At 72.6% G+C, this 24,439-nt stretch carries 23 protein-coding genes and 3 pseudogenes; 6 read left to right on the forward strand and 20 right to left on the reverse strand.

Features of this window, described 5'->3' with window-relative positions; translation table 11 throughout:
• The first annotated feature begins 226 nt into the window (after positions 1–226).
• Positions 227–1,669, forward strand: coding sequence for an NADP-dependent phosphogluconate dehydrogenase (gndA, locus tag AB0B20_RS13695; protein ID WP_357388492.1), 1,443 nt, complete (start codon positions 227–229; stop codon positions 1,667–1,669).
• A 109-nt stretch (positions 1,670–1,778) separates the two neighbouring features.
• Here gndA and AB0B20_RS13700 read toward each other — a convergent pair whose 3' ends face one another.
• From AB0B20_RS13700 to recO, 3 genes are all read right to left on the reverse strand, one after another.
• The gene (locus AB0B20_RS13700) at positions 1,779–1,964 is read right to left on the reverse strand and encodes a hypothetical protein (protein WP_073831832.1); all 186 of its coding nucleotides are present in this window, start codon (positions 1,962–1,964) and stop codon (positions 1,779–1,781) included.
• Positions 1,965–2,032: 68 nt separating this feature from the next.
• Positions 2,033–2,809, reverse strand: a complete 777-nt coding sequence (locus AB0B20_RS13705; protein WP_357388529.1) for an isoprenyl transferase — start codon at positions 2,807–2,809, stop codon at positions 2,033–2,035.
• Positions 2,810–2,841: 32 nt separating this feature from the next.
• Complete coding sequence (gene recO, locus AB0B20_RS13710; protein ID WP_357470624.1) at positions 2,842–3,717, reverse strand: DNA repair protein RecO; 876 nt, start codon at positions 3,715–3,717, stop codon at positions 2,842–2,844.
• A 102-nt stretch (positions 3,718–3,819) separates the two neighbouring features.
• Between recO and AB0B20_RS13715 the strand changes: the two genes are divergently transcribed.
• On the forward strand, positions 3,820–4,617 hold the full coding sequence (locus AB0B20_RS13715) for a DUF4097 family beta strand repeat-containing protein (protein WP_357388488.1): 798 nt from the start codon (positions 3,820–3,822) through the stop codon (positions 4,615–4,617).
• Between the two features lie 209 nt (positions 4,618–4,826).
• Here AB0B20_RS13715 and AB0B20_RS13720 read toward each other — a convergent pair whose 3' ends face one another.
• From AB0B20_RS13720 to AB0B20_RS13765, 10 genes and pseudogenes are all read right to left on the reverse strand, one after another.
• On the reverse strand, positions 4,827–6,002 hold the full coding sequence (locus AB0B20_RS13720) for an acyltransferase (RefSeq protein WP_357470627.1): 1,176 nt from the start codon (positions 6,000–6,002) through the stop codon (positions 4,827–4,829).
• Positions 6,003–6,152: 150 nt separating this feature from the next.
• Positions 6,153–7,049, reverse strand: coding sequence for a GTPase Era (era, locus tag AB0B20_RS13725; RefSeq protein ID WP_357470630.1), 897 nt, complete (start codon positions 7,047–7,049; stop codon positions 6,153–6,155).
• Positions 7,046–7,432 carry a cytidine deaminase gene (locus tag AB0B20_RS13730; RefSeq protein ID WP_354873826.1) on the reverse strand — a complete coding sequence of 129 codons (387 nt, stop codon included), beginning with the start codon at positions 7,430–7,432 and terminating at the stop codon, positions 7,046–7,048. The genes era and AB0B20_RS13730 overlap by 4 nt, the downstream gene beginning before the upstream one ends.
• Entirely contained in the window at positions 7,425–8,834 is a 1,410-nt protein-coding gene (locus AB0B20_RS13735; RefSeq protein WP_357470663.1) for a hemolysin family protein, read from the reverse strand. The genes AB0B20_RS13730 and AB0B20_RS13735 overlap by 8 nt, the downstream gene beginning before the upstream one ends.
• Positions 8,810–9,283 (reverse strand): rRNA maturation RNase YbeY, encoded by a 474-nt coding sequence (gene ybeY, locus AB0B20_RS13740; protein ID WP_357388482.1) that lies wholly within the window; start codon positions 9,281–9,283, stop codon positions 8,810–8,812. The genes AB0B20_RS13735 and ybeY overlap by 25 nt, the downstream gene beginning before the upstream one ends.
• Positions 9,284–9,300: 17 nt before the next feature.
• Positions 9,301–9,663 (reverse strand): annotated as a pseudogene (locus AB0B20_RS13745) (PhoH family protein); the annotation flags it as partial.
• A 264-nt stretch (positions 9,664–9,927) separates the two neighbouring features.
• Positions 9,928–10,746 (reverse strand): annotated as a pseudogene (locus AB0B20_RS13750) (LAGLIDADG family homing endonuclease); the annotation flags it as partial.
• Positions 10,735–11,430, reverse strand: a pseudogene (locus AB0B20_RS13755) (PhoH family protein); the annotation flags it as partial. The pseudogenes AB0B20_RS13750 and AB0B20_RS13755, both read right to left, overlap by 12 nt.
• Positions 11,431–11,563: 133 nt before the next feature.
• The gene (locus AB0B20_RS13760; protein WP_357470633.1) at positions 11,564–12,940 is read right to left on the reverse strand and encodes a serine hydrolase domain-containing protein; all 1,377 of its coding nucleotides are present in this window, start codon (positions 12,938–12,940) and stop codon (positions 11,564–11,566) included.
• Positions 12,937–13,281, reverse strand: a complete 345-nt coding sequence (locus AB0B20_RS13765) for a histidine triad nucleotide-binding protein (protein ID WP_013475524.1) — start codon at positions 13,279–13,281, stop codon at positions 12,937–12,939. The genes AB0B20_RS13760 and AB0B20_RS13765 overlap by 4 nt, the downstream gene beginning before the upstream one ends.
• Before the next feature lie 80 nt (positions 13,282–13,361).
• On the opposite strand from AB0B20_RS13765, the gene AB0B20_RS13770 reads away from it, so the two are divergent.
• A complete protein-coding gene (locus AB0B20_RS13770; protein ID WP_357388478.1) occupies positions 13,362–14,123 on the forward strand; it encodes an SDR family oxidoreductase in 762 nt (253 codons plus the stop codon).
• 116 nt (positions 14,124–14,239) lie between these two features.
• On the opposite strand, the gene AB0B20_RS13775 is transcribed toward AB0B20_RS13770, so the two are convergent.
• The 3 genes from AB0B20_RS13775 to hrcA form a co-directional block, all read right to left on the reverse strand.
• Positions 14,240–14,974, reverse strand: a complete 735-nt coding sequence (locus tag AB0B20_RS13775) for a 16S rRNA (uracil(1498)-N(3))-methyltransferase (protein WP_357388476.1) — start codon at positions 14,972–14,974, stop codon at positions 14,240–14,242.
• A gap of 1 nt (position 14,975) precedes the next feature.
• Entirely contained in the window at positions 14,976–16,121 is a 1,146-nt protein-coding gene (gene dnaJ / locus AB0B20_RS13780; protein ID WP_269704585.1) for a molecular chaperone DnaJ, read from the reverse strand.
• 73 nt (positions 16,122–16,194) lie between these two features.
• Positions 16,195–17,217 (reverse strand): heat-inducible transcriptional repressor HrcA, encoded by a 1,023-nt coding sequence (hrcA, locus tag AB0B20_RS13785; RefSeq protein ID WP_262015148.1) that lies wholly within the window; start codon positions 17,215–17,217, stop codon positions 16,195–16,197.
• A 232-nt stretch (positions 17,218–17,449) separates the two neighbouring features.
• On the opposite strand from hrcA, the gene AB0B20_RS13790 reads away from it, so the two are divergent.
• A complete protein-coding gene (locus AB0B20_RS13790) occupies positions 17,450–18,043 on the forward strand; it encodes a DUF4870 domain-containing protein (protein ID WP_357388473.1) in 594 nt (197 codons plus the stop codon).
• A 39-nt stretch (positions 18,044–18,082) separates the two neighbouring features.
• Here AB0B20_RS13790 and hemW read toward each other — a convergent pair whose 3' ends face one another.
• A complete protein-coding gene (hemW, locus tag AB0B20_RS13795; protein ID WP_357470636.1) occupies positions 18,083–19,306 on the reverse strand; it encodes a radical SAM family heme chaperone HemW in 1,224 nt (407 codons plus the stop codon).
• A gap of 19 nt (positions 19,307–19,325) precedes the next feature.
• On the opposite strand from hemW, the gene AB0B20_RS13800 reads away from it, so the two are divergent.
• Together AB0B20_RS13800 and AB0B20_RS13805 are read left to right on the forward strand one after the other, a co-directional pair.
• Positions 19,326–20,111, forward strand: coding sequence for an enoyl-CoA hydratase-related protein (locus tag AB0B20_RS13800; protein WP_357470639.1), 786 nt, complete (start codon positions 19,326–19,328; stop codon positions 20,109–20,111).
• 102 nt (positions 20,112–20,213) lie between these two features.
• A complete protein-coding gene (locus tag AB0B20_RS13805; protein ID WP_357470642.1) occupies positions 20,214–21,071 on the forward strand; it encodes a hypothetical protein in 858 nt (285 codons plus the stop codon).
• A 23-nt stretch (positions 21,072–21,094) separates the two neighbouring features.
• Here AB0B20_RS13805 and AB0B20_RS13810 read toward each other — a convergent pair whose 3' ends face one another.
• Genes AB0B20_RS13810 through AB0B20_RS13820 form a run of 3 tightly spaced genes read right to left on the reverse strand, consistent with a single transcriptional unit; the run spans position 21,095 to position 24,200 of the window.
• The gene (locus tag AB0B20_RS13810; protein ID WP_013287980.1) at positions 21,095–21,928 is read right to left on the reverse strand and encodes a carbohydrate ABC transporter permease; all 834 of its coding nucleotides are present in this window, start codon (positions 21,926–21,928) and stop codon (positions 21,095–21,097) included.
• A complete protein-coding gene (locus tag AB0B20_RS13815; protein ID WP_013287981.1) occupies positions 21,925–22,911 on the reverse strand; it encodes a sugar ABC transporter permease in 987 nt (328 codons plus the stop codon). Before AB0B20_RS13815 ends, AB0B20_RS13810 begins: the two co-directional genes overlap by 4 nt.
• Positions 22,908–24,200, reverse strand: coding sequence for a sugar ABC transporter substrate-binding protein (locus tag AB0B20_RS13820; RefSeq protein WP_357470647.1), 1,293 nt, complete (start codon positions 24,198–24,200; stop codon positions 22,908–22,910). Before AB0B20_RS13820 ends, AB0B20_RS13815 begins: the two co-directional genes overlap by 4 nt.
• Positions 24,201–24,439: the final 239 nt, after the last annotated feature.

Consider the following 24,439-nt stretch of genomic DNA (forward strand, 5'->3'; position numbering starts at 1 on the left):
ACTGACGGCGGTGGACCGGGCTCGGAGGTGGGACGTCACTTACGCATGCGGCAACGCTATCCCGTCGCCCGGACGTCCCGCACCCGAATTACCGGAAAGCGAGGCGTGAACGCGCCGCAGACGCACGGCCACCCACCGGTCACGCCCTGTCGACGTCCCCGCCCACTCTCCCGACGACCGCGATACGGTCGCAGCACAGCAGTGCAGACGAGAGGTGGCGGTACGCATGGCAGAGCAGGCGACGGCGCAGATCGGGGTCACCGGTCTGGCGGTGATGGGCCGCAACCTGGCCCGGAACCTGGCCCGCAACGGCTTCGCCGTGGCGGTGCACAACCGGTCGCCGGAGCGCACCCGCAGCCTGGTCGCCGAGCACGGCGACGAGGGCACGTTCGTGCCGTCGGAGTCGCTCGCGGACTTCGTCGCCTCGCTGGAGCGGCCCCGCGCGGTGATCGTGATGGTCAAGGCCGGCGCACCCACCGACGCGGTGATCGACGAGCTGGTGCCGCTGCTGGAGGAGGGGGACATCGTCGTCGACTGCGGCAACGCGCACTTCGCCGACACCCGCCGCAGGGAGGAGGCGCTACGCGAGCACGGCCTGCACTTCGTCGGCACCGGCGTGTCCGGCGGCGAGGAGGGCGCGCTGCTCGGGCCGAGCATCATGCCCGGCGGTTCGGCCGAGTCGTACCGCAAGCTCGGGCCGATCTTCGAGCGGATCGCCGCGCAGGTGGACGGCGAGCCCTGCTGCCGGCACATCGGGCCGGACGGCGCGGGCCACTTCGTGAAGATGGTGCACAACGGCATCGAGTACGCCGACATGCAGCTCATCGCCGAGGCGTACGACCTGCTGCGGGCCGGGCTGTCGGCGAGCCCGGCGGAGATCGCGGAGATCTTCCGGGAGTGGAACGGCGGCGAGCTGGGGTCGTTCCTCATCGAGATCACCGCCGACGTGCTCGGCCACACCGACGCGGCCACCGGCCAGGCGTTCGTGGACGTGGTGCTCGACCAGGCCGAGCAGAAGGGCACCGGCCGCTGGACCGTGCAGAGCGCGCTCGACCTCGGCATCCCGATCACCGGCATCGCCGAGGCCACGTTCGCCAGGTCGCTGTCCGGCCACGCCGACCAGCGCGAGGCCGCCCGCCGGGTGTTCGCCGACGCGGGTGACAAGTGGCAGGTGGACGACCGGGAGACCTTCGTCGAGGACGTGCGCCGCGCGCTGCTGGCCAGCAAGATCGTCGCGTACGCGCAGGGCTTCGACCACATCCGGGCCGGCAGCCGGGAGTACGACTGGGACATCGACCTGGGCGGCACCGCCACCATCTGGCGGGGCGGCTGCATCATCCGGGCCGGTTTCCTGGACCGGATCCGGGAGGCGTACGACGCGGAGCCGGACCTGTCGACGCTGCTCGTCGCGCCGTGGTTCGCCGAGCGGGTCAGCGACGGCGTACCGGCCTGGCGACGGGTGGTGGCCGACGCGGCCCGGGCGGGCGTGCCGGCCCCGGCCTTCGGGTCGTCGCTGGCCTACTTCGACGCGCTGCGGGCGCAGCGGCTGCCGGCCGCGCTGATCCAGGGCCTGCGGGACAACTTCGGCGCGCACACCTACCACCGGGTGGACCGGGACGGCTCGTTCCACACCCGCTGGGCGGGCGACCGCTCCGAAGTGCGGGCGTGAGCCGGGCAGGCAGCCTCGCGGCGCGCCTGCGCCGACCGTAGAGCGGAAACGCCCCGCGCCCGGCGGGAAGGCCGGATGCGGGGCGTTTCGGTCGGGCCGGGCGTCGCGGTCAGAAGAACCGGCGACGCTTGGCCTTCTGCGGCCGGACCAGGTCGGCGCCCTTGGTCAGCAGACGGCTCACCCCGGACGGGCCGCGACGGGCCTCCAGGGTGTGGCTGAGCCGGCGCGCGCCGGCCGCCGCCAGCGGCACGGCGACCGCCATGACCGCCCACTGCGCGATCCGCTTCTGAATCATGTGGTTCACCTCCGCGTTTGCTGTCTGGAGGTATCGGTACCCAGCTCGGCGCGTCGGTAAGCGTGACGTCAGACGCCCGGGGCGACCGGGTTGGGCAGTGCGCCGCCGAAGCGGCGGTCGCGCTGGGCGTACAGCTCGCAGGCGTACCAGAGGTGGCGGCGGTCGAAGTCGGGCCAGAGCGTGTCCAGGTAGACCAGTTCGGCGTACGCGGTCTGCCAGAGCAGGAAGTTGGAGATGCGCTGCTCGCCGGAGGGGCGCAGGAACAGGTCGACCTCGGGCACCTCGGGGTGGTAGAGGTACCGCGCGATCGTCTTCTCGTTCACCTTGGCCGGGTCGAGCTTGCCGGCCGCCACGTCGCGCGCGATCCCGGCGGCGGCGTCGGCGATCTCGGCCTGGCCGCCGTAGTTGACGCAGAACTGCAGCGTCAGCGTCGAGTTGCCGCGGGACATCTCCTCGGCGGTCTGCAACTCGGAGATGACGCTCTTCCACAGCCGGCCCGCGCGACCCGACCAGACCACCCGTACGCCCAGGTCGACCAGCTGGTCGCGGCGGCGGCGGATGACGTCGCGGTTGAAGCCCATCAGGAAGCGGACCTCGTCCGGCGAGCGCCGCCAGTTCTCGGTGGAGAACGCGTACGCCGACAGGTAGGGGATCCCCATCTCGATCGCGCCCTCGACGGCGTCGAACAGGCTGTGCTCGCCCTGCTCGTGCCCCTTCGTGCGGGGCAGCCCGCGCTCCTTGGCCCAGCGGCCGTTGCCGTCCATCACGATGGCGACGTGCCGGGGCACCGCGGCGGGCGGCAGCGCCGGCGGGCGCGCGCCGGAGGGGTGCGGGGTCGGCGGCACCGGCTCGCGGCGGATCGCCCTCGTCGATCGGATCACTCGGTCATCTCCCTGTTCACTCCGGCGACGGGCCCGGCGCCGGAGCGCGGCGGCGGGACCACATCCGGCCCCGCGCCGCCGGGCGGCGGGACCGCGCCGGACGCCGGGGCGCCCCGGTCGACCAGCGGCAGCGAGCGTAGCGCGCGCTCCAGATGCCACTGGAGGTGCGCCGCGACCAGCCCGCTGCACTCCCGGCGTACGCCGGTCTCGGCGGCGTCGGCGTACCCCCAGTCGCCGGAGGTCAGCGCGGACATCAGCGCCAGCGTGGCGGGCGCGGGGTGGGCGGCGCCGGGGGGCCGGCAGTCCGGGCAGACCGCGCCGCCGGCCGGTACGGAGAACGCGCGGTGCCGGCCCGGCTCGCCGCAGACCGCGCAGGCGGCGAGCGCCGGCGCCCAGCCGGCGAACGCCATGCCGCGCAGCAGGTACGCGTCGAGCACGAGCGTGGTGGCGTGCTCGCCGCGGGCCAGCGACTTCATCGCGCCGAGGGTGAGCTGGAACAGCCGCAGCGAGGGCTCCCGCTCGACCGGGGTGAGCCGCTCGGCGGTCTCGGCTATCGCGCTGGCCGCCGTGTAGCGGGGGTAGTCGCCGAGGAAGCGCTTGCCGTACAGCTCGATCGCCTCGACCTGGCTGACGGTGTGCAGCGAGCTGCCCTGGTTGCCCTTGGGGTCACCGGCGAGCTGGAGGTCGACGTGCCCGAACGGCTCCAGCCGCGCGCCGAAGCGGCTCGTGGTGCGCCGCACGCCCCGGGCCACCGCGCGCAACCGGCCGTGCCGGCGGGTGAACAGGGTGATGATCCGGTCGGACTCGCCCAGCTTCTGCACACGCAGCACCACCGCGTCGTCGCGGTAGAGCTGTCGGCGGTACCCGGCCATCAGGCCATTCTCCCTCCGGGTGCGATCTCAGGGTCGGCTCGGGGTGGACCGTCGGGCGATCCCCGATGTGCCGGGCGTCCGGCCGGTCCTAGTGTGCTGGCCATGGCTTCGCTCCGCACCGCACCCCGGCTGCGTGGCGTGGTGGCCGCCACCGCGGCCACCACGCTCATCGTGCTCGCCGGGTGTGACACGCTCTCGTTCCGCCGGCTCGACTACGACCACACCGAGCGGACGAAGATCACGAAGATCACCGTGGACGACGACGGTGCCGGCGACGTGGTGGTCCGGGCCAACGGCCCCGCCGACCAGGTACGCGTCAAGCGCGTGGTCCGCTACCAGGGCGACGAGCCGACCAGCCGGTACGAGATCAAGGGCGACGAACTCGTCCTGCCCACCGACTGCGGGCACCGGTGCAGCATCTCCTGGGAGGTGACAGCGCCGCCCGGCGTGGTGGTACGCGGCGGCACCGGATCCGGCAACGTCGACCTCACCGACGTCGGCGCGGTCGACTTCACGCTCAGCTCCGGCGACCTGACCGTCAGGGGCGCCACCGGCGAGGTCCGGGCGTCCACCACGTCGGGCAACATGCGGGTCGTCGAGGCGGCCGGCCCGGTGCGGCTGCGGGCCCGCTCCGGCGACATCGAGGCCCGCCGGCTCGCCTCCGCCGCCGACGTGGAGACCACCTCCGGCAACATCGTCGTCGAACTGGACCAGCCGGCTCCGGCCCGGCTGCACGCCACCAGCGGAGACGTCGACCTGGCCGTACCGGCCGGCCGCTACCGGGTGCGCGCCACCGCCACCTCCGGCGACACCGACGTGCGCGTCACCGACGACCCGACCGCGTCGATCCAGCTCGAAGCGTCCGCCACCAGCGGCAACGTCACGGTCAGCACGCGCTGAGCCGACGGCGTCCGGCCGGGTGACTGCATCCACGCACCCCCGACACCCCCACTCCCCCGAACTGGTGCCGCGACCCCGCCCTCACCTCGGCGATCATGACGTTGGCGGCGACAAATCGGGCACGAACTGCCGCCAACCTCATGATCAACGGGGACAGGCGGCCGGGCGGTCGCGGACGTCGTGAGGACCGGGGCCGTACCCGGTGGTGCTCAGCCGGGCCCGTCCCGCCGGGACGCCGGGGCGCTGTCCCGGCCGGGGCGCACGGGGGCCTCGGCCGGGCGGCGCGGCGCCGGCACCCGGGCGCTGACGCTCACCAGCGCGTCCTCCGCACCGGCGGGGGCCGGGCTGGCCGGAGCGGCCGCCGCCCGGTCGGCCACCGTCCGCCGCGGCTTGCCGGGAAGCAGTTCGGGGGTACGCCGGGCCGCCACGTCCTCGACCCAGCCGACCATCAGCGTCACCACGCCGACGAGGGCGAAGACCAGCCCCACCCGCAGCCACAGGCCCACCGGGTCGCGGGGCGACCAGCCGACCAGGCCGACCAGCGGGGTGAGCGCCACCACGAACGGCATGTGCCACAGGTAGATCGTCAGCGCGCGCCGGTTCACCACCGTCACCGCCCGGCCGAACGCCGGCACCCGGTCGACCCAGCTCACCCCGACCGGCGCCCGGCCGATCGCCACCAGGATGAACGCGGCCGACCAGAGCGCGTTACCAAGCGGGATGTCGTTGATGTCGTATCCGCGCGGGCCCTGGTGGGTGAGGATCCAGGTCAGCCCGGCGGCGCCGACCACAGCGGCCACCGGCAGCAACACCCGGTTGCGCATCCGGCGCAGCAGCCCGTCGTGGTGGGCGAAGCCCAGCAGCCAGGCGCCGAAGTAGAGGCCGAACTCGCGCAGCACCGTGTGCGGGTTCGCCAGGACGCCGGCCTCGATCGCGATCAGCAGCAGGTACGGCGCGGCGAGCGTGGGCAGCGGCGCCCGGCGGAACAGCCAGAGCACCAGCGGTGAGGCGAGCACGAACCACAGATAGTCGCGCAGATACCAGATCGGGCTGAGCGCCAGCCCACCCCAGTAGTTGGCCGGCGGGTCACTGATCGGGAAGAGCCAGAGGAACACCTTCGGGCTGAACGTCAGCCCGGTGAGCAGCATGGCCGGTACGAAGACCGCGGCGACCACCCACAGCGACGGCAGGAGGCGGCGCAGCCGGCGGCCGACCGCGCGCACCCCGCTGCGGTCGAGTGACGCCGCCATCAGCGACCCGGCCAGGGCGAACATCACCGACATGGCCGGGAACACCAGCGTGAGCGTGGCGTAGCCGGTGACGTGGTAGGTGACGACGCGCAGGATGGCCAGGAAGCGAAGCAGGTCCAGGTAGCGGTTTCGCATCAGCTCGCGGCGGGGTCCGGGGGCAGAGACAATGCTCCCTACCCTGCTCCGGGACCCTGTGAAACAGCCAAGAACACCTATGGAAAGTGAGATGTCCCATAGGTCTGGCTGATCCTGATCACCTACCGCCGGGCCGTGGCCGGCCGCCGGTCAGAAGCCGAGCTTGCGCAACTGCTTCGGGTCGCGCTGCCAGTCCTTTGCCACGCGTACGTGCAGGTCGAGGTAGACCCGGGTGCCGAGCAACTCCTCGATCTGCCGCCGGGCGGTGGTGCCCACATGCTTGAGCCGGCTGCCCCGGTGCCCGATCACGATGGCCTTCTGGCTCGACCGCTCCACGTACACGTCGGCGTAGATCTTGGTGAGGTTGCCCTCCGGGATCATCTCCTCGACCACCACGGCGATGGAGTGCGGCAACTCGTCGCGGACGCCCTCCAGCGCCGCCTCGCGGACCAGCTCCGCCACCAGCACCTGCTCCGGGTCGTCGGTGAGCATGTCGTCCGGGTAGAGCTGCGGTGACGACGGCAGATAGCCGGTCATCACGTCGACGAGCGTGTCGACCTGGTGGCCGGAGACCGCGCTGACCGGCACCACGTCGGCGAACTCACCCAGCTCGCTCACCGCGAGCAACTGCTCGGCCAGCCGCTTCTTGTCGACCAGGTCGGTCTTGGTGACCACCGCCAGCACCGTGGCCTTGAGGCTGGCCAGCTCGCCGGTGATGAATCGGTCGCCCCGGCCGACTGGCTCGTTCGCCGGGACGCACAGGCCGATCACGTCGACCTCGCTCCAGGTCTCCCGTACCAGGTCGTTGAGGCGTTCGCCGAGCAGCGTCCGGGGCCGGTGCAGGCCCGGGGTGTCGACCAGCACGAGCTGCGAGTCCGGCCGGTGCAGCACCGCCCGGATGATGTGCCGGGTGGTCTGCGGCTTGTTCGAGGTGATCGCGATCTTGGTGCCGACGATCGCGTTGGTGAGCGTCGACTTGCCAGCGTTCGGCCGCCCGACGAAACAGGCGAAACCGGCCCGGTAGGGACGTGCCTCGGGCGTGGTCACTCGACCACCGTGCCGAGGACGGTGCCGTCCGGCGCGGCCACGTGGATCGGCGCGTCGGCGGACAGGTCCCGCACGGCGGCGTGCCCTGCCCCGTCCAGCGTCGACGCCTCGGTCACCACCACGGCGGCCTCCAGCCGGCTCGCGCCCGCCGCCACCGCCGAGGCCACCGCGAGCTGGAGCGCGGTCAGCGTCAGCGACGGCAGCGCCACGCTCGCCGCCGCGTACGTCCGGCCGTCCTGGTCGCGGACCGCGGCGCCCTCCACGGCCGCCACCCGGCTCCGCGCGCCCCGGGCCAGGACGACCAGCTTGGCGTCCTCGGCGCTCAGCTCGGCCGGATCGGCGGGGGTGGGCAGGGCAGCCGGTACGGCGGGTGTCTCAGGCATCGGCGGGTTGCCTCTCCTCGGAACGGTTGTTGTCGCCACGGGAATCGGGCGGCTCACTTCGGTTGGTGCCCTCCGGGGCGTCGCCCCGGTCGACCCGGCTCACCAGGACCGTGTCTATCCGGTTGCGCCGGCCGGTCGTGCCCTCGGCGACCAGCCGCAGGCCGGCCACCTCGGCCTCGGCGCCCGGGATGGGCACCCGGCCCAGCGCCTGGGCGAGCAGGCCACCGACCGTCTCCACCTCGTCGGTGGGCAGGTCGATGTCGAACAGCTCGCCCAGATTCTCCACCGGCAGCCGCGCGGTCACCCGCACGGCCCCGTCCGGCAGGTGCTCGACCGGCGGGCGTTCGACATCGTACTCGTCGGTGATCTCCCCGACGATCTCCTCCAGGATGTCCTCGATGGTGACCAGCCCGCCGGTGCCGCCGTACTCGTCGACCACGATGACCAGGTGGTTACGGGCCGCCTGCATCTCCGAGAGCAGGTCGTCCACCGGCTTGGACTCCGGCACGAAGGTGGCCGGGCGCATCAGCTCGGCCACCGGCATCTGCCGGGCGGCCTGGTCGCCCTGCACCCGCCGGATCAGGTCCTTGAGGTAGAGCACACCGAGCACGTCGTCGACGTTCTCGCCGATCACCGGGATGCGGGAGAACCCGGAGCGCAGGAACAACGCCAGCGCCTGCGCGAGCGTCTTGCGTTCCTCGATCCACACCATCTCGGTACGCGGCACCATCACCTCGCGGGCGATGGTGTCGCCGAGCGCGAAGACCGAGTGGATCATCTGGCGCTCGCCGTGCTCCACCACCCCGCGCTGCTCGGCCAGGTCGACCAGCTCACGCAGCTCCACCTGGGTCGCGAACGGCCCCTCGCGGAAACCCTTGCCGGGAGTGACCGCGTTGCCGATCAGGATCAGCAGCGACGCCAGCGGGTTGAGCGCGCGGCCCAGCCACCGCACCAGCGGCGCGACCGCCCGGCCGACCGCGTAGGCGTGCTGACGGCCGAGCGTACGAGGGCCGACCCCGACCGCCACGAAGCTCACCACCGTCATCGCGCCCGCCGTCACCAGCGCCGCCCGCCAGCCCGCGCCGAACGTGTCGACGGCCACCAGCGCGACGAGCGTGGTGGCGGTCAGCTCGGCCAGCAGCCGCAGCAGGAGCAGCAGGTTCAGGTGGCGGACCACGTCACCGGCGACCACCTGGAGGGCGCGAGCGCCGCGCGCGCCGTCCCTGGTCAGTTCGGCGGCGCGGGCCGGCGAGACCGCTGCCAGCGCCGCCTCGGTCATCGCGATCAGGCCGGCGAGCACCACCAGCCCGGCGGCGAAGAACAGCAGCTGGAGATCGGGCAGACCGGCGGGGGCCCGGACCGCCGCCAAGGCGTCCATCACCGCGACCGGGTCGACCGCCAGCTGGCCAGCAGCCGGGCCTGGAGACCGAACATCTCCCGCTCCTCCTCGGGCTCGGCGTGGTCGTAACCGAGCAGGTGCAGCACGCCGTGCACGGTGAGCAGGTGCAGCTCGTCGGCCGCCGAGTGCCCGGCCGCGGCGGCCTGCTTGGCCGCCACCCCCGGGCAGAGCACGATGTCGCCGAGCAGGGCCGGCTCACCGCCGGCCGGGGTGCTCTCACCCGGGCCGTGGTCGACGCTGCCCTCGTCCATGGGGAAGGCGAGCACGTCGGTCGGGCCGTCGCCGCCCATCCAGCGGTGGTTCAGCTCCGACATGTATTCGATGTCGACGAGCAGCACGGACAGCTCGGCGAGGGGGTTGACCCCCATCTCGTCGAGGGCGTGCCGCGCGACGGCGAGCACGGCGTCGGTGTCGACGTCGACACCCGACTCGTTGGCGATCTCGATGGACAACTGTCTTCCTCTGGTGGTTAGCGGCGCCGGCCCGGCCGGCTGCCCTGGGCCGTCCGGCCCGGCACGGCGTGCACGCTCTGCGCCTGCTGGTTCTCCCGCTCGGCGTCCCAGCGGGCGTACGCGTCGACGATGTCGCCCACCAGCTTGTGGCGCACCACGTCGGAGCTGGAGAGCTGGGCGAAGTGCACGTCCTCGACGTTGTTCAGGATCTCCCGGACCACCCGCAGGCCGCTGGTCGTCCCGCCGGGAAGGTCCACCTGGGTGACGTCGCCGGTGACGACGATCTTGGAGCCGAAGCCGAGCCGGGTGAGGAACATCTTCATCTGCTCGGGCGTGGTGTTCTGCGCCTCGTCCAGGATGATGAACGCGTCGTTGAGCGTGTTGTGAGTCACCAGGAAGTCGTCGGTGACGTAGAGCGAGTCCTCCGCCGCGACCTGGATGCACATCGTCTCCCGCACCCCTGCCGGGATGATCGAGTCGATGAACCGCATCGGTCGGCCACCGCCGTGCTCGTCGTAGAGCCGGCGCTTGCGCGACAGGCGGAACGGCGCGATACCGGCGGGCAGCCGGATCTCCACGACATAGGCGTCGGACCGGTACGGAACCGGCCGGCCTTTCGCCAGACCGGGCTTGCGTCCCTCGGCGGGACGAACCCGTGCCGTGGCCACCCCTCCGAGCGACTCGACCAGGTGGACCACGTCGTCGCACAACCGGGGAGACGTGGTCGAGTACTGCACACGGCACGTGCGTCCGGCCTGGGTGACCGGCCCGCCGTCGGTGTCCAGCAGCCCTTGCAGGACCGCCAGCCGGACGCCGACGCTGTTGTTCTTGTAGACCTCGGGGACGAACTTCGTGCCCGAGGTGGCCCCGGCCAGCCCCAGTTCGCGGACGGCCACCGTCACCGGGTTCGCCACGATCACGCCGCCGCGGTGCCCGTTGACGTGCCGGAGGACGTAGTCGTAGTCACCCTTGCGAACCAGTTGGATGTCGACGAGCGCATCCTCCAGCGCGGTCGCCAGCTCCGGGTCGGCAGTGCAGAAGGCCGGCGTGGCGCGGGACGAGATCGTGCCGTCGCCGAGCAGCAGCCCGAGCGCGTACGGGTCGAGCGGAACCGCCCGCGGCTCCATCTGCACCGGCGCGACGAGCGGGAGTTCGTAGCGACGGGTGTGGCCTCGCCACTCCTTGCCGATCATCTCCTGCGTCTCGATCGTGCGCCGCCGGCCGCGACGTTTGTCGTCCGGCGTGGCTACGGTCCACAGGTGCTCGCCGCAGCAGAGCGTGGACGCGCCGTCCTGGGTGGTGACCCGGTAGACCTGCTTCTGGCCTTGGGGGTAGATGCCGATCACCGGCGTGGGCGTCCCGTTCGAGCCGATGACCAGGTCACCGACCTGGAGCGAGCCGAACGGCCGGAAGCCCTCCGGGGTCAGCACCCGGGCGTCGTAGGGCTGGGCCCGCCCGCGCATGTATGCCAGCGGCGCCACCTCGATCGTGCCGGCGGCCATCAGCTTCGGGATGGTCTCCGGGTCGAGCATGTCGTGCAGCGCGTCGTAGAGCGGGCGCAGGTAGGGGTCGATCTTCTCGTTCAGGGTCCCGGGCAGGAAGCCCAGCCGCTCCCCCGCCTCGACCGCCGGCCGGGTCAGGATGATCCGGTTGACCTGCTTGGCCTGGAGCGCCTGCACGGCCTTCGCCATGGCCAGGTACGTCTTGCCGGTACCCGCCGGGCCGATGCCGAAGACGATGGTGTGTGCGTCGATCGCGTCGACGTACTTCTTCTGGCCCAGCGTCTTGGGACGGATGGTGCGGCCGCGCCGGGAGAGGATGTTGAGCGTCAGCACTTCGGCGGGCCGCTCGGTGCCGCCCTGCTCGAGCATGCCGACGGTACGCCGTACCGCGTCTGTGGTCAGGGTCTCGCCTTTCTCGATCAGTTCGAGCAGCTCACTGAAGAGGCGCTCGGCGAGGGCGTTGTCGGCCGGGGCGCCGGTGATGGTGATCTCGTTGCCGCGGACGTGGACGTCGCTGTCGATCGAGCGCTCGACGAGCCGCAGGATCTCGTCGCCCGCGCCGAGCAGGTTCACCATGATCTTCTGGTCTCCGACCGTGATCCTGGTCTGCACACGCGGCGTGCCGGGAGGTGGGGTGCCGGTCATAGGTCGGGCCGTCGGGCCCTGCGCCACCTGCTCTCCGCTACTCGGCGCCGGGCCCTGCTGGCACGGCGTACGGTTACCTCCATCGTATCGGGTCGGCACCGTACGCACCGCGCCCATTTCGGGTGCCCGGCGGTCAGCCGCCGGCGCGGAAGTCGTACCCGTCGAAGGTCTCCTGGGCGCGGGTGAAGCGGTAGGTCGCCCAGTGCATCCGGACCACCACGCCCCGTTCGTCGCGGGTCAGCCGCAGCAGCTCCCCCGCCTCGCGGCCGGAGACCGTGCGGAACACGTCCGGCCGGTCCGGCAGCGGCGCGAACACGGCGGGCGGCCGCCCGGCCGGGTCGTCCGCGCCCCGCGCCCGCAGCGTCCCGTCGTGCCAGGAGAAGACGTACTCGAAGCCCTCGCCCCACCAGCGGCCCAGCACGCCGCGCAGGTGGGCCGGGGCGGGCGGGCCGGGACGCCACGGCTCGATCTCCGCCGGGTCGTGCTCGGCGGCGGCGGCGAGCAGCCGGTGTGCCAGGTCGAACACCTCCACGCCGGTGCCGGACGAGCCGAGCACCGCGGCACCCATCGCCCCGGCGGTGCCCTGCCCGCCGCGCCGCCCGTAGACGGCGGCGAGGAATCCGGGCATCGCGCCGTCGTGGCCGACGTGGGTCACCCGCTCCGGCTGCGGGATCAGGATCAGCCCCAGCCCGAAGCCGGCCGACCAGACCGACTCGTCGGTGGGGGTGAGCGGCCAGCGCATCTCCTCGACCGTCGTCGCGGCGAGCACCGCGCCGTCCGGGTCCACCGCCGCCGGGTCGGCCAGGAACGCGGCCCAGCGGGCCATGTCCGTCGCGGTGCTCCAGAGCTGCGCGGCGAGGGCCACCGCGCCGAAGTCGGTGGGCGGTTCCGGGTGGGCCTCGTCGGAGTACGCGTCGACCAGGAACCCGGTGGCGGCGCGCCCGGTCGGCTGCGGGCCGGTGGCGGTCAGCCCGAGCGGGGTGAGCACCCGGTCGGCCAGCACCTCCGCCCAGGTGCCGCCGCGCAGCCGGGCGACAGTCTCGCCGAGCAGCGCCAGGCCGAGGTTGGAGTAGTGGAAGCGGCGACCGGCGGGCAGCACCCGCTCGACCCGGGCCAGGCCGGCCAGCAGCTCGTCGACGGCCGGGGCGCGCAGGCTGTCCCACACGTCGCCGTGCGGCTCGCGTTGCAGGCCGGCGGTGTGCGACAGCAGCCGGCGTACTGTCGCGTCGCCGTGCGCGGGCAGGTCGAGGTGCCGCCCGATCGGGTCGTCGAGGTCGAGCAGGCCGTCGTCGCGGCACTGCATGACCAGCGCCGCGGTGAAGGTCTTGGTGACCGAGCCGATCCGGAACACCGTCTCCGGCCCGAGCGCGGTGTCGTTGCCGGTGTCGCCGACGGCGCACGTCCACAGCGGCCGGTCGGCCCGGTGCAGGGCGGCCGAAACCGCCGGGATCCGCCCGGTGGCCTGGGCCTGGCGGACCATCCGGCCGAGCCGGTCGGACACGTCGGTCATCGGCAGAGCATCGGGCCGAGTGGCGCGCCGCCGAGCAGGTGGGCGTGCACGTGGAAGACCTCCTGGCCGCCGTACGGGCCGGTGTTGAACATCAGCCGGAACCCGTCCACGGTCAGGCCCTCCTCCTCGGCCACCACGGCGGCGGTCTGGAGCACCTCGCCGGCCAGCTCGGGTGCGCCCTGGGCCAGCGTGGCCACGTCCGCGTAGTGCTCCTTCGGGATCACCAGCACGTGGGTGGGCGCCTTCGGGTCGATGTCGCGGAAGGCCAGCGTGGTGGCGGTCTCGCGGACGATGGTGGCCGGGATCTCCCCGGCGACGATCCGGCAGAAGAGGCAGTCCATCGCAGCAGTGTAAGGAGAGGGCGCAGAGCGCGGCGGGGGCACCGCCGGACGGACCGGCCCGGTGCGGCAGGATGGCCGCCATGACGGGACGGGCGGTGCTGGTGACGGGGGCCTCGCGGGGCATCGGGCGGGCGGTGGCGCGGGCGTTCGCCGCGAGCGGGGACCGGGTGGCGATCCACCACCGGGACTCGGCCGAGCTGGCCGGGCGGCTGCGCGCCGAACTGCCCGGTGACGGGCACGTCGTGGTCCGCGCGGACATGGCCGACCCCGACGCGGTACGCGCCATGGTGGACGAGGCGGCCCAGCGGCTCGGCGGCCTCGACGTGCTGGTGAACAACGCCGGCGTGTTCGGGCCGGCCGATCCCCCGCACCCGGTCTTCGAGAGCAGCTACGAGCAGTGGCGGGCACGGTGGCGGGAGGTGCTGGACACCAACCTGGTCGGCGCCGCGAACGCCGCCTGGTGCGCCGCGCAGCACATGCGCGAACGCGGGGGCCGGATCGTGAACGTGTCGTCCCGGGGCGCGTTCCGGGGCGAGCCGGCCAACCCGGCGTACGGGGCCAGCAAGGCGGGGATGAACGCGATGGCCCAGTCGCTGGCGGTGGCGCTGGCGCCGTACGGCATCGGGGTGGCCTGCGTGGCACCCGGTTTCGTCGAGACCGACATGACGAACGAGCACCTGAAGGCCGAGCGGGGCGAGGCGGTACGCGCCCAGTCCCCGTTCCACCGGGTCGCCCGGCCGGAGGAGATCGCCGGGGCGGTGCACTGGCTGGCGAGCCCCGAGGCCGAGTGGGCGGCAGGCACGATCATCGACCTGAACGGCGCCTCCTACCTCCGCTCCTGACCCACCCCGACCCCGGCGGTCTTGCACTTTCAGCCCCGGCAAAACATCACAAAAGAGACGCCACGCGGGCCGAACCTGCAAGATCGACGCGTGCGGGGAGAACGCCGGGGGGGGGGTTACCAGTGGGTCAGGCGGGTGGCCAGGACTGTCAGGGCGGCCACGCCTGCTGTGGACGTGCGCAGGACCGTCGGGCCCAGGCGGACCGGGCGGGCACCCGCGTCGGTGAAGGTGGCCAGCTCGTGATCGGCGATGCCGCCCTCCGGCCCGACCACGAGCACGATCTCGCCGGCCGTCGGCAGGTCGACTGTGGTCAGCCGGTCCCGGGCGCCCTCGTGCAGCACGAACGCGCCGGCCGCACCGGCGATCCGGCGGGCCACCGAGGCGGTGGACTCGTCAGGTGCGCCGGCCACCACCGGCAGCCACGGGCGGCGGGCCTGCTTGGCCGCCTCCCGGGCGGTCGCGACCCACTTCTGCCGGGCCCGTTCGCCCCGTTCGCCGCGCCACTGCGCCACCGAGCGGGACGCCGCCCAGGGCACGATCTCGTCCACCCCGACCTCGGTCATCGCCTGCACGGCGAGTTCGCCCCGGTCGCCCTTGGCGATGCCCTGCACCACGACCAGCCGGGGCACCGGCGCGTCCGCGTACCCCCGGCTGGTGACCCGCAGGTCGAGCGTCCCGCGGCCGACGGCGGTGACCACGGCGGCGGCGGTGCCGCCCCGGCCGTCGGCGAGCAGCAGTTCCTCACCGACGCGCAGCCGCTGCACGGTGGCCGCGTGGTGGCCCTCCGGGCCGTCCAGCGTCAGCGTGTCAGCGGTGGGCAGCGCCTCGACCAGGAACAGCGGGGCGGACACCTCAGGCGTGCCCGTTGAAGGCGTCGCGCATCCGGGAGAAGAAGCCGCCCTGCTTGGTCAGCTCGGCGACCTCCTCGCCGCGCGTCTTGGCGAAGTCGCGCAGCATCCGCTCCTGGTCGGCGTCGAGCTTGGTCGGGGTACGCACGTCCAGGTGCACGTAGAGGTCACCCCGGCCGGTGCCGCGCAGGTGCGGTACGCCCCGGGCGCGCAGCCGCAGCGTGCTGCCGGGCTGGGTGCCGGGCTTGACGTCGACGGCTTCCTCGCTGTCCAGCGTCTTGATGGTCAGCCGGGTGCCGAGCGCGGCGGCGGTCATCGGGACGGTGACCCGGCAGTGCAGGTCGTCGCCCTTGCGGGAGTAGACGTCGTGCGGCCGCTCGTGGATCTCGACGTAGAGGTCACCAGCGGTGCCGCCACCCGGGCCGACCTCGCCCTGCTGGGCGAGCCGGATCCGCATGCCGTCCTCGACCCCGGCCGGGATCTTGACGGTCAGCGAGCGGCGGGTACGCACCCGGCCGTCACCGGCGCACGTCGGGCAGGGGTGCGGGATGGTGGTGCCGTAGCCCTGGCAGACGGTGCACGGCCGGGCGGAGACCACCTGGCCGAGGAAGGTCCGCTGCACCGACTGCACCTCGCCCCGGCCACCGCACGCCTCGCAGGTCGCCAGGTGGGTGCCGGCGGCGGTGCCGGCGCCGGAGCAGGTGGTGCAGAGCACAGCGGTGTCGACGGTGATCGGCGCCTCGACACCGAACGCGGTCTCGTTGAGATCCAGTTCCAGGCGCAGGATCGCGTCCGCGCCGGGGCGGGTACGCGGACGCGGCCCCCGGCTGCCGCCCGCGGCGCCGCCGAAGAACGCGTCCATGATGTCCTGGAAGCCGACGAACGGACCGGCGCCGCCGGGCCCGCCCGGACCGCCCATGCCACCGCCGCCCGGGGCGAGCGGGTCGCCACCCAGGTCGACGATCTGCCGCTTCCGGTCGTCCGAGAGGACCTCGTACGCGGCGTTGATGTCCTTGAACTTCTCCTGGGCCTCCGGGTCCGGATTGACGTCCGGGTGGAACTGCCGCGCCAGCTTGCGGTAGGCGCGCTTGATCTCGTCGTCGGAGGCGTCCCGGCTCACGCCGAGAATGCCGTAGTAGTCCCTGGCCACTGCGTTAGGTGTCCTCATGTTCGTCTCGCGTCGCTCCGGTCGTCGGCCGGAACCGGCCGTCGGCCCTGACTGGTCAGTTCTGGGCCAGCAGTTCGCCCACGTAGCGTGCCACGGCTCTCACCATGGCGATATTGCCGGGGTAGTCCATCCGGGTCGGCCCGAGCACGCCGAGACCACCGACGATCGTGCTGCCCGGTCCGTAGCCGGTGCTGACCACCGAGGCGGCCCGCAGGTTGTCGAATTCGTTCTCGTCGCCGATGAGCACCCGGGTGGTGCTCGGCTCCGTCTCGCCGATCAGCTTGAGCAGTACGACCTCTTCTTCGAGCGCCTCCAGGATGGGCCGCAGCGAACCCTGGAAGTCGAGCAGGCCACCCCGGGTGAGGTTGGCCTGCCCGGCCAGCGCGAGGCGTTCCTCGTGCCGTTCCACGAGGGTTTCCAGCAGCACTGTGGAGAGCGTCGTCATGGCCGGGCGCAGATGCGGCGCGGACTCCTCGACGAGCGCCTGCACCAGCGGCGGCGTCTCGGCGAGCTGGCAGCCGACGAGTTTCTCGTTCACCAGCCGGCGCAGGTCGGTCACGTCGTCGGCGGGCACCGGGGCGGGCAGCTCGACCAGCCGCTGCTCGACCCGGCCGGTGTCGGCGATCATGACGACCATCAGCCGGGTGGTGGAGATCGGCACCAGCTCCAGGTGGCGCACCTTGGAGCGGGCCAGGCTCGGGTACTGCACCACGGCGACCTGCCGGGTGAGCTGCGCGAGCAGCCGGACCGTGCGGTGCACCACGTCGTCCAGGTCGACGGCGCCGACGAGGAAGCGCTCGATCGCCCGACGCTCGGCCGGGCTCAGCGGCTTGACCCGGGAGAGCCGGTCGACGAAGAGGCGGTAGCCGCGGTCGGTGGGCACCCGGCCGGCGCTGGTGTGCGGCTGCCGGATGTAGCCCTCCTCCTCCAGCACCGCCATGTCGTTGCGCACGGTGGCCGGCGAGACACCGAGCTGGTGCCGTTCGACGAGGGCCTTGCTGCCGACCGGCTCCTGCGTGGCGACGTAGTCCTCGACGATCGCGCGCAGCACGGCGAGTTTGCGGTCGTCGAGACCCATGTCCCACCTCCTGACGCAGCTCGGTCGGGCCGGCGCGCGACATCCGCCGGGCGGCTGGCACTCGACTGTAGCGAGTGCCAGTCTACGTCGGCACCCCCGCCGACGCGACGAGCGCCTGACGGACCCGCGGTGCGGCCCGCCACACGGCCCGGCCCGATCGGCCCGAACAGCCGGTCATCGTCGGTCTGTGTCGCTCTGGTGCGAGTTGACCCGTGCACCTACCGTGGCGACCATGACTGAACCTCCTCGCCCACCGGGGGCAGGGGACTACGGACCCCAGCCCGACCCGTCGGCGCCATACGGCTCGTCGCCGGGCAGCGAACCGCCCACCGCTCCACTGTCCGGGGCTCCGGGTGCCGGCGGCTATCCCCCGCCCGGCGACTATCCGCCTCCGGGCGGCTACCCCCCGCCGGGCGGCACGCCCGGCTACGGCGCCGGCTACCCCGCCGGTGGCGGCTACGGCCCCGCCGGATACGCGAACAGCGACGAGAAGACGTGGGCCCTGGTGGCGCACTTCGGCGGCGCGGCCGGTGTCATCGTCGGCGGCGGCCTGCTCGGCTGGGTCGCCCCGCTGATCGCGATGATGACCCGGGGTCAGCAGTCGCCGACCGTCCGCGCCCACGCGGTCTCGGCGCTGAACTTCCAGATCACCTGGACCATCGCCAGCGTGCTCGCCTGGGTGATCACGGTCATCACCTGCGGGATCCTGTTCTTCGTCCCGATGCTGGTCTGGCTGGTGCCGCTGATCTTCGGGATCATCGGCGGGGTCAAGGCCAACGAGGGCGTGCTCTACCGCTATCCGATGACCTACAACTTCGTCAAGTGACACCGCCGGCCGGCCGAGGGGGCGGCCGGCCGGTGCCGGTCACGGCAGCAGGTCGCGTACCACCGCGTCGGCCAGCAGCCGGCCGCGCAGCGTCAGCACCACAAGCCCTCGCGCGTACGCCCCGGCGTCGAGCAGCCCGGCGTCCCGGGCCCGCTCGGCGCCCGTCCGGCCGCCGGCGTCCAGCACGTCCAGCGGCAGCCCGGAGGCGAGCCGCACCCGCAGCATCACGTCCTCCATGTGCTGTTCGCCCGGGCTGAGCTGTTCCCGGGCCAGTGCGGGCGAGGCGCCCTCGGCCAGCCGCGCCGCGTACGCGCTCGGGTGCTTGACGTTCCACCAGCGCACGCCGCCGACGTGGCTGTGCGCCCCCGGGCCCAGGCCCCACCAGTCGGCGCCGGTCCAGTAGAGCAGGTTGTGCCGGCACCGGGCCGCCGCCGAGCGGGCCCAGTTCGACACCTCGTACCAGGAGAATCCGGCCGCGCCGAGCGCCTCCTCCGCGGCCAGGTAACGGTCCGCCGCCACATCGTCGGAGGGGTACGGCAGCTCGCCCCGGCGCATCCGCGCGGCCAGCCGGGTGCCGTCCTCCACGATCAGGGCGTACGCGCTGACGTGGTCCACCCCGGCGTCGACCACCTGGGCCAGCGAGGTGGCGAAGTCCTCTGCTGTCTCGCCCGGCGTGCCGTAGATCAGGTCCAGGTTGACGTGCTCGAACCCGGCGTCGCGGGCCTCCAGCGCGGCGGCGGCGGCCCGGCCCGCGCTGTGCCGCCGGTCGAGCACCGCGAGCACCCCCGGCGCGGCGGACTGCATGCCCAGCGAGATCCGGGTGTAGCCGGCCGCCCGCAGCGTCTTGAGCGACTCCGGGCTCACCGACTCGGGGTTGGCCTCGGTGGTCACCTCGGCGTCGGCGGCCAGCCCCCAGACGCGGTCGATGCCGTCGAGGATCCGGGCCAGGTCGTCGGCGGGCAGCAGGGTCGGCGTGCCGCCGCCGACGAACACGGTGTCCACCCGCTGCGGCGGCGAGTCGCCCAGCACCCGGGCGGCCAGCGCCAGTTCGGCCAGCACGGAGTCGGCGTACGTCTCCCGGCTCGCCCCGCCGCCCAGCTCCGCGGCGGTGTACGTGTTGAAGTCGCAGTAACCGCACCGGCTGGCGCAGAACGGGACGTGGACGTACACGCCGAAGCCGCGCGCGCCGACGGCGCGACGGGCGGTGGCGGGCAGCGATCCGTCGCGCGGGACGGGTTCGCCTTCTGGAAGGACGCCGGGCATGGCCACTAGTGTGCCCGGCATGACCTCTCCGGACGCTCTCGTGCGAGTCGCCACGGCCCGTGGGGTGACCACCCTCACCCTGGACAGCCCGCACAATCGCAACGCGCTCTCCACGCCCCTGATGACCCAGCTGCTGGCCGGGCTGGCCGACGCGGTCGCCGACGACGCGGTACGCGCGATCGTGCTCGACCACACCGGCCCGGTCTTCTGCTCCGGCGCCGACCTGAAGGAGACCGCCGCCGCGTACGCCAGCGGCACCGTGCCCGCCGGGATGCTCGGCGACGTGCTGGTGGCGGTGCGGGAATGCCCGAAGCCGGTGGTGGCGAAGGTGGCCGGCCCGGCCCGGGCCGGCGGGCTGGGCCTGATCGCCGCCGCCGACCTGGCGGTCTGCGCGCGGGAGGCGACGTTCGCGTTCACCGAGGTGCGGATCGGGGTGATCCCGGCGGTGATCTCGGCGACCGTGCTGCCCCGGCTGGGCCAGCGCGCCGCCGCCGAGCTGTACCTGACCGGCGACACGTTCGACGGCCACCGCGCCGCCGAGATCGGCTTGGTCACCGCCGCGGTGCCGGCCGACGAGCTGGACGCCGCAGTCGCGCGCTACTGCGACTCGCTCGTCAGGGGCGCGCCCGGGGCGCTGGCCGGGGCGAAGGAGCTGCTGCGCCGGCCCGCCGGGCCTGACCTGCGGGCCGAGATCGCCGAGTTGGCCGCGCTGTCCACCGGGTACTTCCTCTCCGACGAGGGACGCGAGGGCGTGATGGCGTTCCGGGAGAAGCGTCCCGCCGCCTGGGTGCCCGCCGGCGACTGAGCCGTACGGCGGGCCCCGGGTGAGCCGACCTGGGGCCCGCCGGTCGGCCGAGGCCCGCGCCGGCGGATGGGACGTACGCTTGTCGGACTGTCGGGACAGGGGGTGCGGGTGCGGACGCGAGGGGCGATCGTGGCGGCCGGTGTGGCGGTGTGCGTGCTGGCACTGCTCGCGGTCTATGTCGTGACCAAGCAGTTCGGCGAGCACCTGCGGCTGCCGCTGGCCAGCCGGACCTGCACGGTCAAGGCGGACGGCGAGGTGGTGCTCGGCGCCGACCAGATGGCGAACGCGGCCACCATCGCGGCCATCGGGATGCAACGCAGGATGCCCGAGCGGGCGGTGGTGGTGGCGCTGGCGACCGCGTACCAGGAATCGCACCTGCGCAACATCGCGCACGGCGACCGCGACTCGCTCGGCCTGTTCCAGCAGCGCCCGAGCCAGGGCTGGGGCACCCCGGAGCAGGTGCAGGACCCGCGGTACTCGGCGAACAAGTTCTACGCCGCGCTGAAGAAGGTCAAGGGCTGGGAGCGGATGCGGGTCACCGACGCCGCCCAGCGGGTGCAGCGGTCGGCGTTCCCCGAGGCGTACGAGAAGTGGGCGGACGAGTCGGAGGTCCTCACCCGGGCGCTGCTCGGCCACGCGACCGGCGCGGTGGCCTGCACCGTCTCCTCACCGCCGACGATGCGCGGCCCGGCCGCCGCCAGCGCCGTGCTGGAGAGCCTGTCGCTGGACTGGGGGCTGCCCCGGCTGCCCACGGCGACGGACCTGACCGCGCTCACCGTGCCGGCCGGTGACGACCGCAACGGCTGGCGGTACGCGCACTGGCTGGTCTCGCACGCCGACGACCACGGCGTGAAGAAGGTCCGCTTCGGCAACCTGGAGTGGACCGCCGAGCAGGGCTCCTGGGCCCGGGTGAAGGGCGACCCGGCCACCGAGGTGCGCGCCGAGGTGTTCGCCGCCTGACCGGCGCCGGATCACCCCGGCGCTCAGCCCTTCACCGCTCCGGCGACCAGACCGGAGACCATCCGGCGCTGCACCAGCAGGAAGAACACGATCACCGGCAGGGTGAACAGCGTGGACGCGGCCATCACCGAGCCCCAGGCGGTGTCGTCGCGGCCGAAGAAGAACGTCATGGCCACCGGCAGGGTGTACTTCTGCTGGTCGTTGATGAAGGTCAACGCGAAGATCAGCTCGTTCCAGGCGGTGATGAACGAGAAGATGCTGGTGGCGACCAGGCCGGGCGCGACGAGCGGGAACAGCACCTTGCGGAACGTCTGGGCCCGGCTGGCCCCGTCGATGGCGGCGGCCTCCTCCAGTTCCTTCGGCACCGCCGCGACGAAGCCGCGCAGCATCCAGACCGCGAACGGCAGTGAGAAACCGAGGTACGTGAGGATCAGGCTGGGCAGCGTGTTGTAGAGGCCGAGCCGCTGGATCATCAGGAACAGCGGGATGACAAGCGCCTCCAGCGGGATCATCTGCACCACCAGCAGCATGATCAGGAACGTGGTGCGCAGCTTGAACCGGAACCGGGCCACGGCGGTCGCCGCGAGCAGCGCGACCAGCCCGCTGAGCAGCACCGTCGCCAGCGCGACGAGCGCGCTGTTGAGGAAGAAGTCGGCGAACGTCACGCCCGGGATGAGGTTGCCGGTGAGGATCTCCCGGTAGTGCTCCAGCGTCGGCTCCGCCGGCACCGGCCGGGGCGTGGACGAGAAGATCTCCCGGTTGGGCTTCAGCGAGGTCGCCACCATCCAGTAGACCGGGAACGCGGCGAAGAGCGCGACCAGCAGGCCCGCGCCGTTGAGGGCGATCTTCTTCATCATTCGTCCTCCTGCCGCAGCACCATGCGGACGTACAGGGCGGTCACCACGAGCAGGATCACGGTGAGGATGACCGCGATGGCCGAGCCGAGGCCGTACTTGGGCGGCGGCGAGAACGCCTCCGCGTACGAGTAGATCGACAGCATGAACGTCGACCGGTCCTGGGTGCCGCCGGCCAGCACGAACTGCTGGGTGAAGACCTTGAAGTCCCAGATCGTGGAGAGCACCACGAGGATGCCGAAGACCGGCCGCAGGACCGGGAACGTGACCGACCAGAACACCTTCCACGGCCCGGCGCCGTCGACCCGGGCCGCCTCCTGCAACTCCGTCGGCACGCTCTTGAGCCCGGCCAGCACGCTCACCGCGATGAACGGGAACGAGTGCCAGACCACCACCAGCGTCAGGATGGCGAAGAACAGCAGCGGGTCGTTGAACCAGCCGTACCCGGTCCAGTCGCTGCGCCCGAACAGGGCCGTGGAGAGCCCGTCGGGGAGCTTGTTGAACAGCCAGGTGACCAGGCCACTCGTGTCGTCGAAGATCCACTTCCAGACGATCGTGCCGGTCAGCGCCGGGGTGGCCCAGGCGAGCATCACGCAGCTCGCCACGAACGTGGCCATCTTCTTGCCCAGGCGGTTGAGCAGCAGCCCGACCAGGGTGCCGAGGATCATCGTGAGCGCCACGTTGGCGAGCGCGAACAGCACCGTGTTGCGCAGCACCGTACGGAAGAACGGGTCGCCGAGGATCTGCGCGTAGTTGGCCAGGCCGACCCACGGCCACTCGCGGTCGCCGCGCAGCTGCCGGACGCTGTCCAGCTTGTGGAAGGACATCCACACGACCTGGCCGAGCGGCCAGAGCAGCAACACGGCGATGATCGCCAGGCAGGGCAGCAGGAGCAGGTACGGAAGGTGGTCCACCCGGCGACGGCGCCGCCGCGCGGGGGTCTCCCGCGCGGCGGCCTCGCCGGTGGCCTCGGTCAGCGTGGTCACTTGGCGTTGAGGATGCTTTCGATCTCGGTGGCCGCGTCGGCGGTGGCCTTCTCGACCGTCTTCTGGCCCTTGATGACCGAGCTGTTCATCGCCTGGGTCACCGTCTTGGTCCGGCTGACCTCGACCCACTTCGGGGTGAGCGGGGTCAGCTTGGTGTTCTGGATGGCGGTGGCGAACGCGGCCATCACCTTGTCGTTGGCGTAGTCGCCGCTGCTCACCAGATCCTGGTAGACCGGGAAGAAGCCGAGGCTGCTGGCGAACTCCTTGTCCTTCTGCTTGCTCAGCAGCACGGTCATGTAGTCCCAGGCCAGCGCCGCCCGCTTACTGTCCTTCCAGATGGCGATGTCGGAGCCGCCGGCGAACGCCGGGGCGGCCTTGCCGTCCGGGCCGGGGATCGGGAACGTGCCCCACACCTTCTCGATGTCGGGGTTGTCCTTCTTCATCGCGCCGCCCTGCCAGCTACCGGCGAACGCCATGGCGGCCTTGCCGGTGGCGAACTGGGTACGGGCGTCGACCTCGTTCCACCCGGCGGCGGCCGGCGGGGCGACCTTGTGCACGGTCACCAGGTCGGTCCAGAACTTGACCGCCTTCTGCGCCTCGGGGGTGTTGTAGCCGGACTTCCAGCTGTCGCCCTCCTTGGTGGCGATCTCCGCGCCGGCACCCCAGAGGAAGGAGTAGAACGGCAGCTCGGAGTTGCCGGGCAGGGCGATGCCATAGGTGCCGGGCTTCTTGGCCTGCACGGCCTTCGCGGCGGCGACCATCTCCTCCCAGTTCGTCGGCGGCTTCACGCCGGCCTCGGCGAACCAGTCGGTGCGATAGTAGACGGCGCGTACGCCGGCGTACCACGGCACGCCGTACTGCTTGCCGTCCAGCTGGGCGTTCTTGACCAGGTCGGGCAGGATGTCCTTGCCCTCGGACCAGCCGTTGAACTTGTCGCTGACGTCGGCCAGGGCCTCCTGCGCGGCCCAGCCCTGGGTCTCGGTGTTACCCAGCTCGGTGACGTCCGGGCCCTCGCCGCCGGCCAGCGCGGCCTGGAACTTCTTCGGCGCTTCGAGCCAGGGGATGTACTGCACCACGACGTCGGTCTCGGGGTGCTTCTTCTTGAACTCCGCCTCGACACCGTCGAGGAACTTGGTCTGGGCGTCGCCGCCCTCACCCATCATCCACACAGTGAGCTTGCTGTTGTCGGCGGCGCTGTCGTCGTCGCCGGAGCCACCGCACGCGGTCAGCACCAACGCGGCCGACGCCACGATGGCGGTGACCGGAGCCAGCCGCTTCCACCTGTTCACGCCATATCTCCCTCAGGGCCGTTTGGCACTAACCTTCTCCGCCGCACCTTAGTAGGAAAATTTCCTTTACAACAGGGGGTGTGCGTGACGGAGGGCACAGGCGACCGTATCGCAGCCGGAGCCCGGCCGACATCGATGCCGACCGGGCTGTTCGGGGCCCCGCCGTCCCGCCCTCCGGCTACCCCCCGATGCCCGGCTACCCCACGCCGGGCCACCCGAGCGGTGCTCCGCAGGCGGGC

The organism is Micromonospora sp. NPDC049151, assembly GCF_040648395.1.
In the GTDB taxonomy this organism is placed as follows: Bacteria; Actinomycetota; Actinomycetes; order Mycobacteriales; family Micromonosporaceae; genus Micromonospora.

Bases quoted from the DNA above. Each gene is read 5' to 3' on its own strand.
- recO (WP_357470624.1), bottom strand. From the start codon at position 3,717: ATGGCCGGGTACCGCCGACAGCTCTACCGCGACGACGCGGTGGTGCTG.
- hemW (WP_357470636.1), bottom strand. From the start codon at position 19,306: ATGCCCGGCGTCCTTCCAGAAGGCGAACCCGTCCCGCGCGACGGATCG.
- AB0B20_RS13810 (WP_013287980.1), bottom strand. From the start codon at position 21,928: ATGATGAAGAAGATCGCCCTCAACGGCGCGGGCCTGCTGGTCGCGCTC.
- AB0B20_RS13760 (WP_357470633.1), bottom strand. From the start codon at position 12,940: ATGACCGACGTGTCCGACCGGCTCGGCCGGATGGTCCGCCAGGCCCAG.
- AB0B20_RS13720 (WP_357470627.1), bottom strand. From the start codon at position 6,002: ATGCGAAACCGCTACCTGGACCTGCTTCGCTTCCTGGCCATCCTGCGC.
- AB0B20_RS13715 (WP_357388488.1), top strand. From the start codon at position 3,820: ATGGCTTCGCTCCGCACCGCACCCCGGCTGCGTGGCGTGGTGGCCGCC.
- AB0B20_RS13770 (WP_357388478.1), top strand. From the start codon at position 13,362: ATGACGGGACGGGCGGTGCTGGTGACGGGGGCCTCGCGGGGCATCGGG.
- AB0B20_RS13700 (WP_073831832.1), bottom strand. From the start codon at position 1,964: ATGATTCAGAAGCGGATCGCGCAGTGGGCGGTCATGGCGGTCGCCGTG.
- AB0B20_RS13730 (WP_354873826.1), bottom strand. From the start codon at position 7,432: ATGCCTGAGACACCCGCCGTACCGGCTGCCCTGCCCACCCCCGCCGAT.
- AB0B20_RS13790 (WP_357388473.1), top strand. From the start codon at position 17,450: ATGACTGAACCTCCTCGCCCACCGGGGGCAGGGGACTACGGACCCCAG.
- hrcA (WP_262015148.1), bottom strand. From the start codon at position 17,217: ATGGGTCTCGACGACCGCAAACTCGCCGTGCTGCGCGCGATCGTCGAG.
- AB0B20_RS13765 (WP_013475524.1), bottom strand. From the start codon at position 13,281: ATGGACTGCCTCTTCTGCCGGATCGTCGCCGGGGAGATCCCGGCCACC.
- gndA (WP_357388492.1), top strand. From the start codon at position 227: ATGGCAGAGCAGGCGACGGCGCAGATCGGGGTCACCGGTCTGGCGGTG.
- AB0B20_RS13800 (WP_357470639.1), top strand. From the start codon at position 19,326: ATGACCTCTCCGGACGCTCTCGTGCGAGTCGCCACGGCCCGTGGGGTG.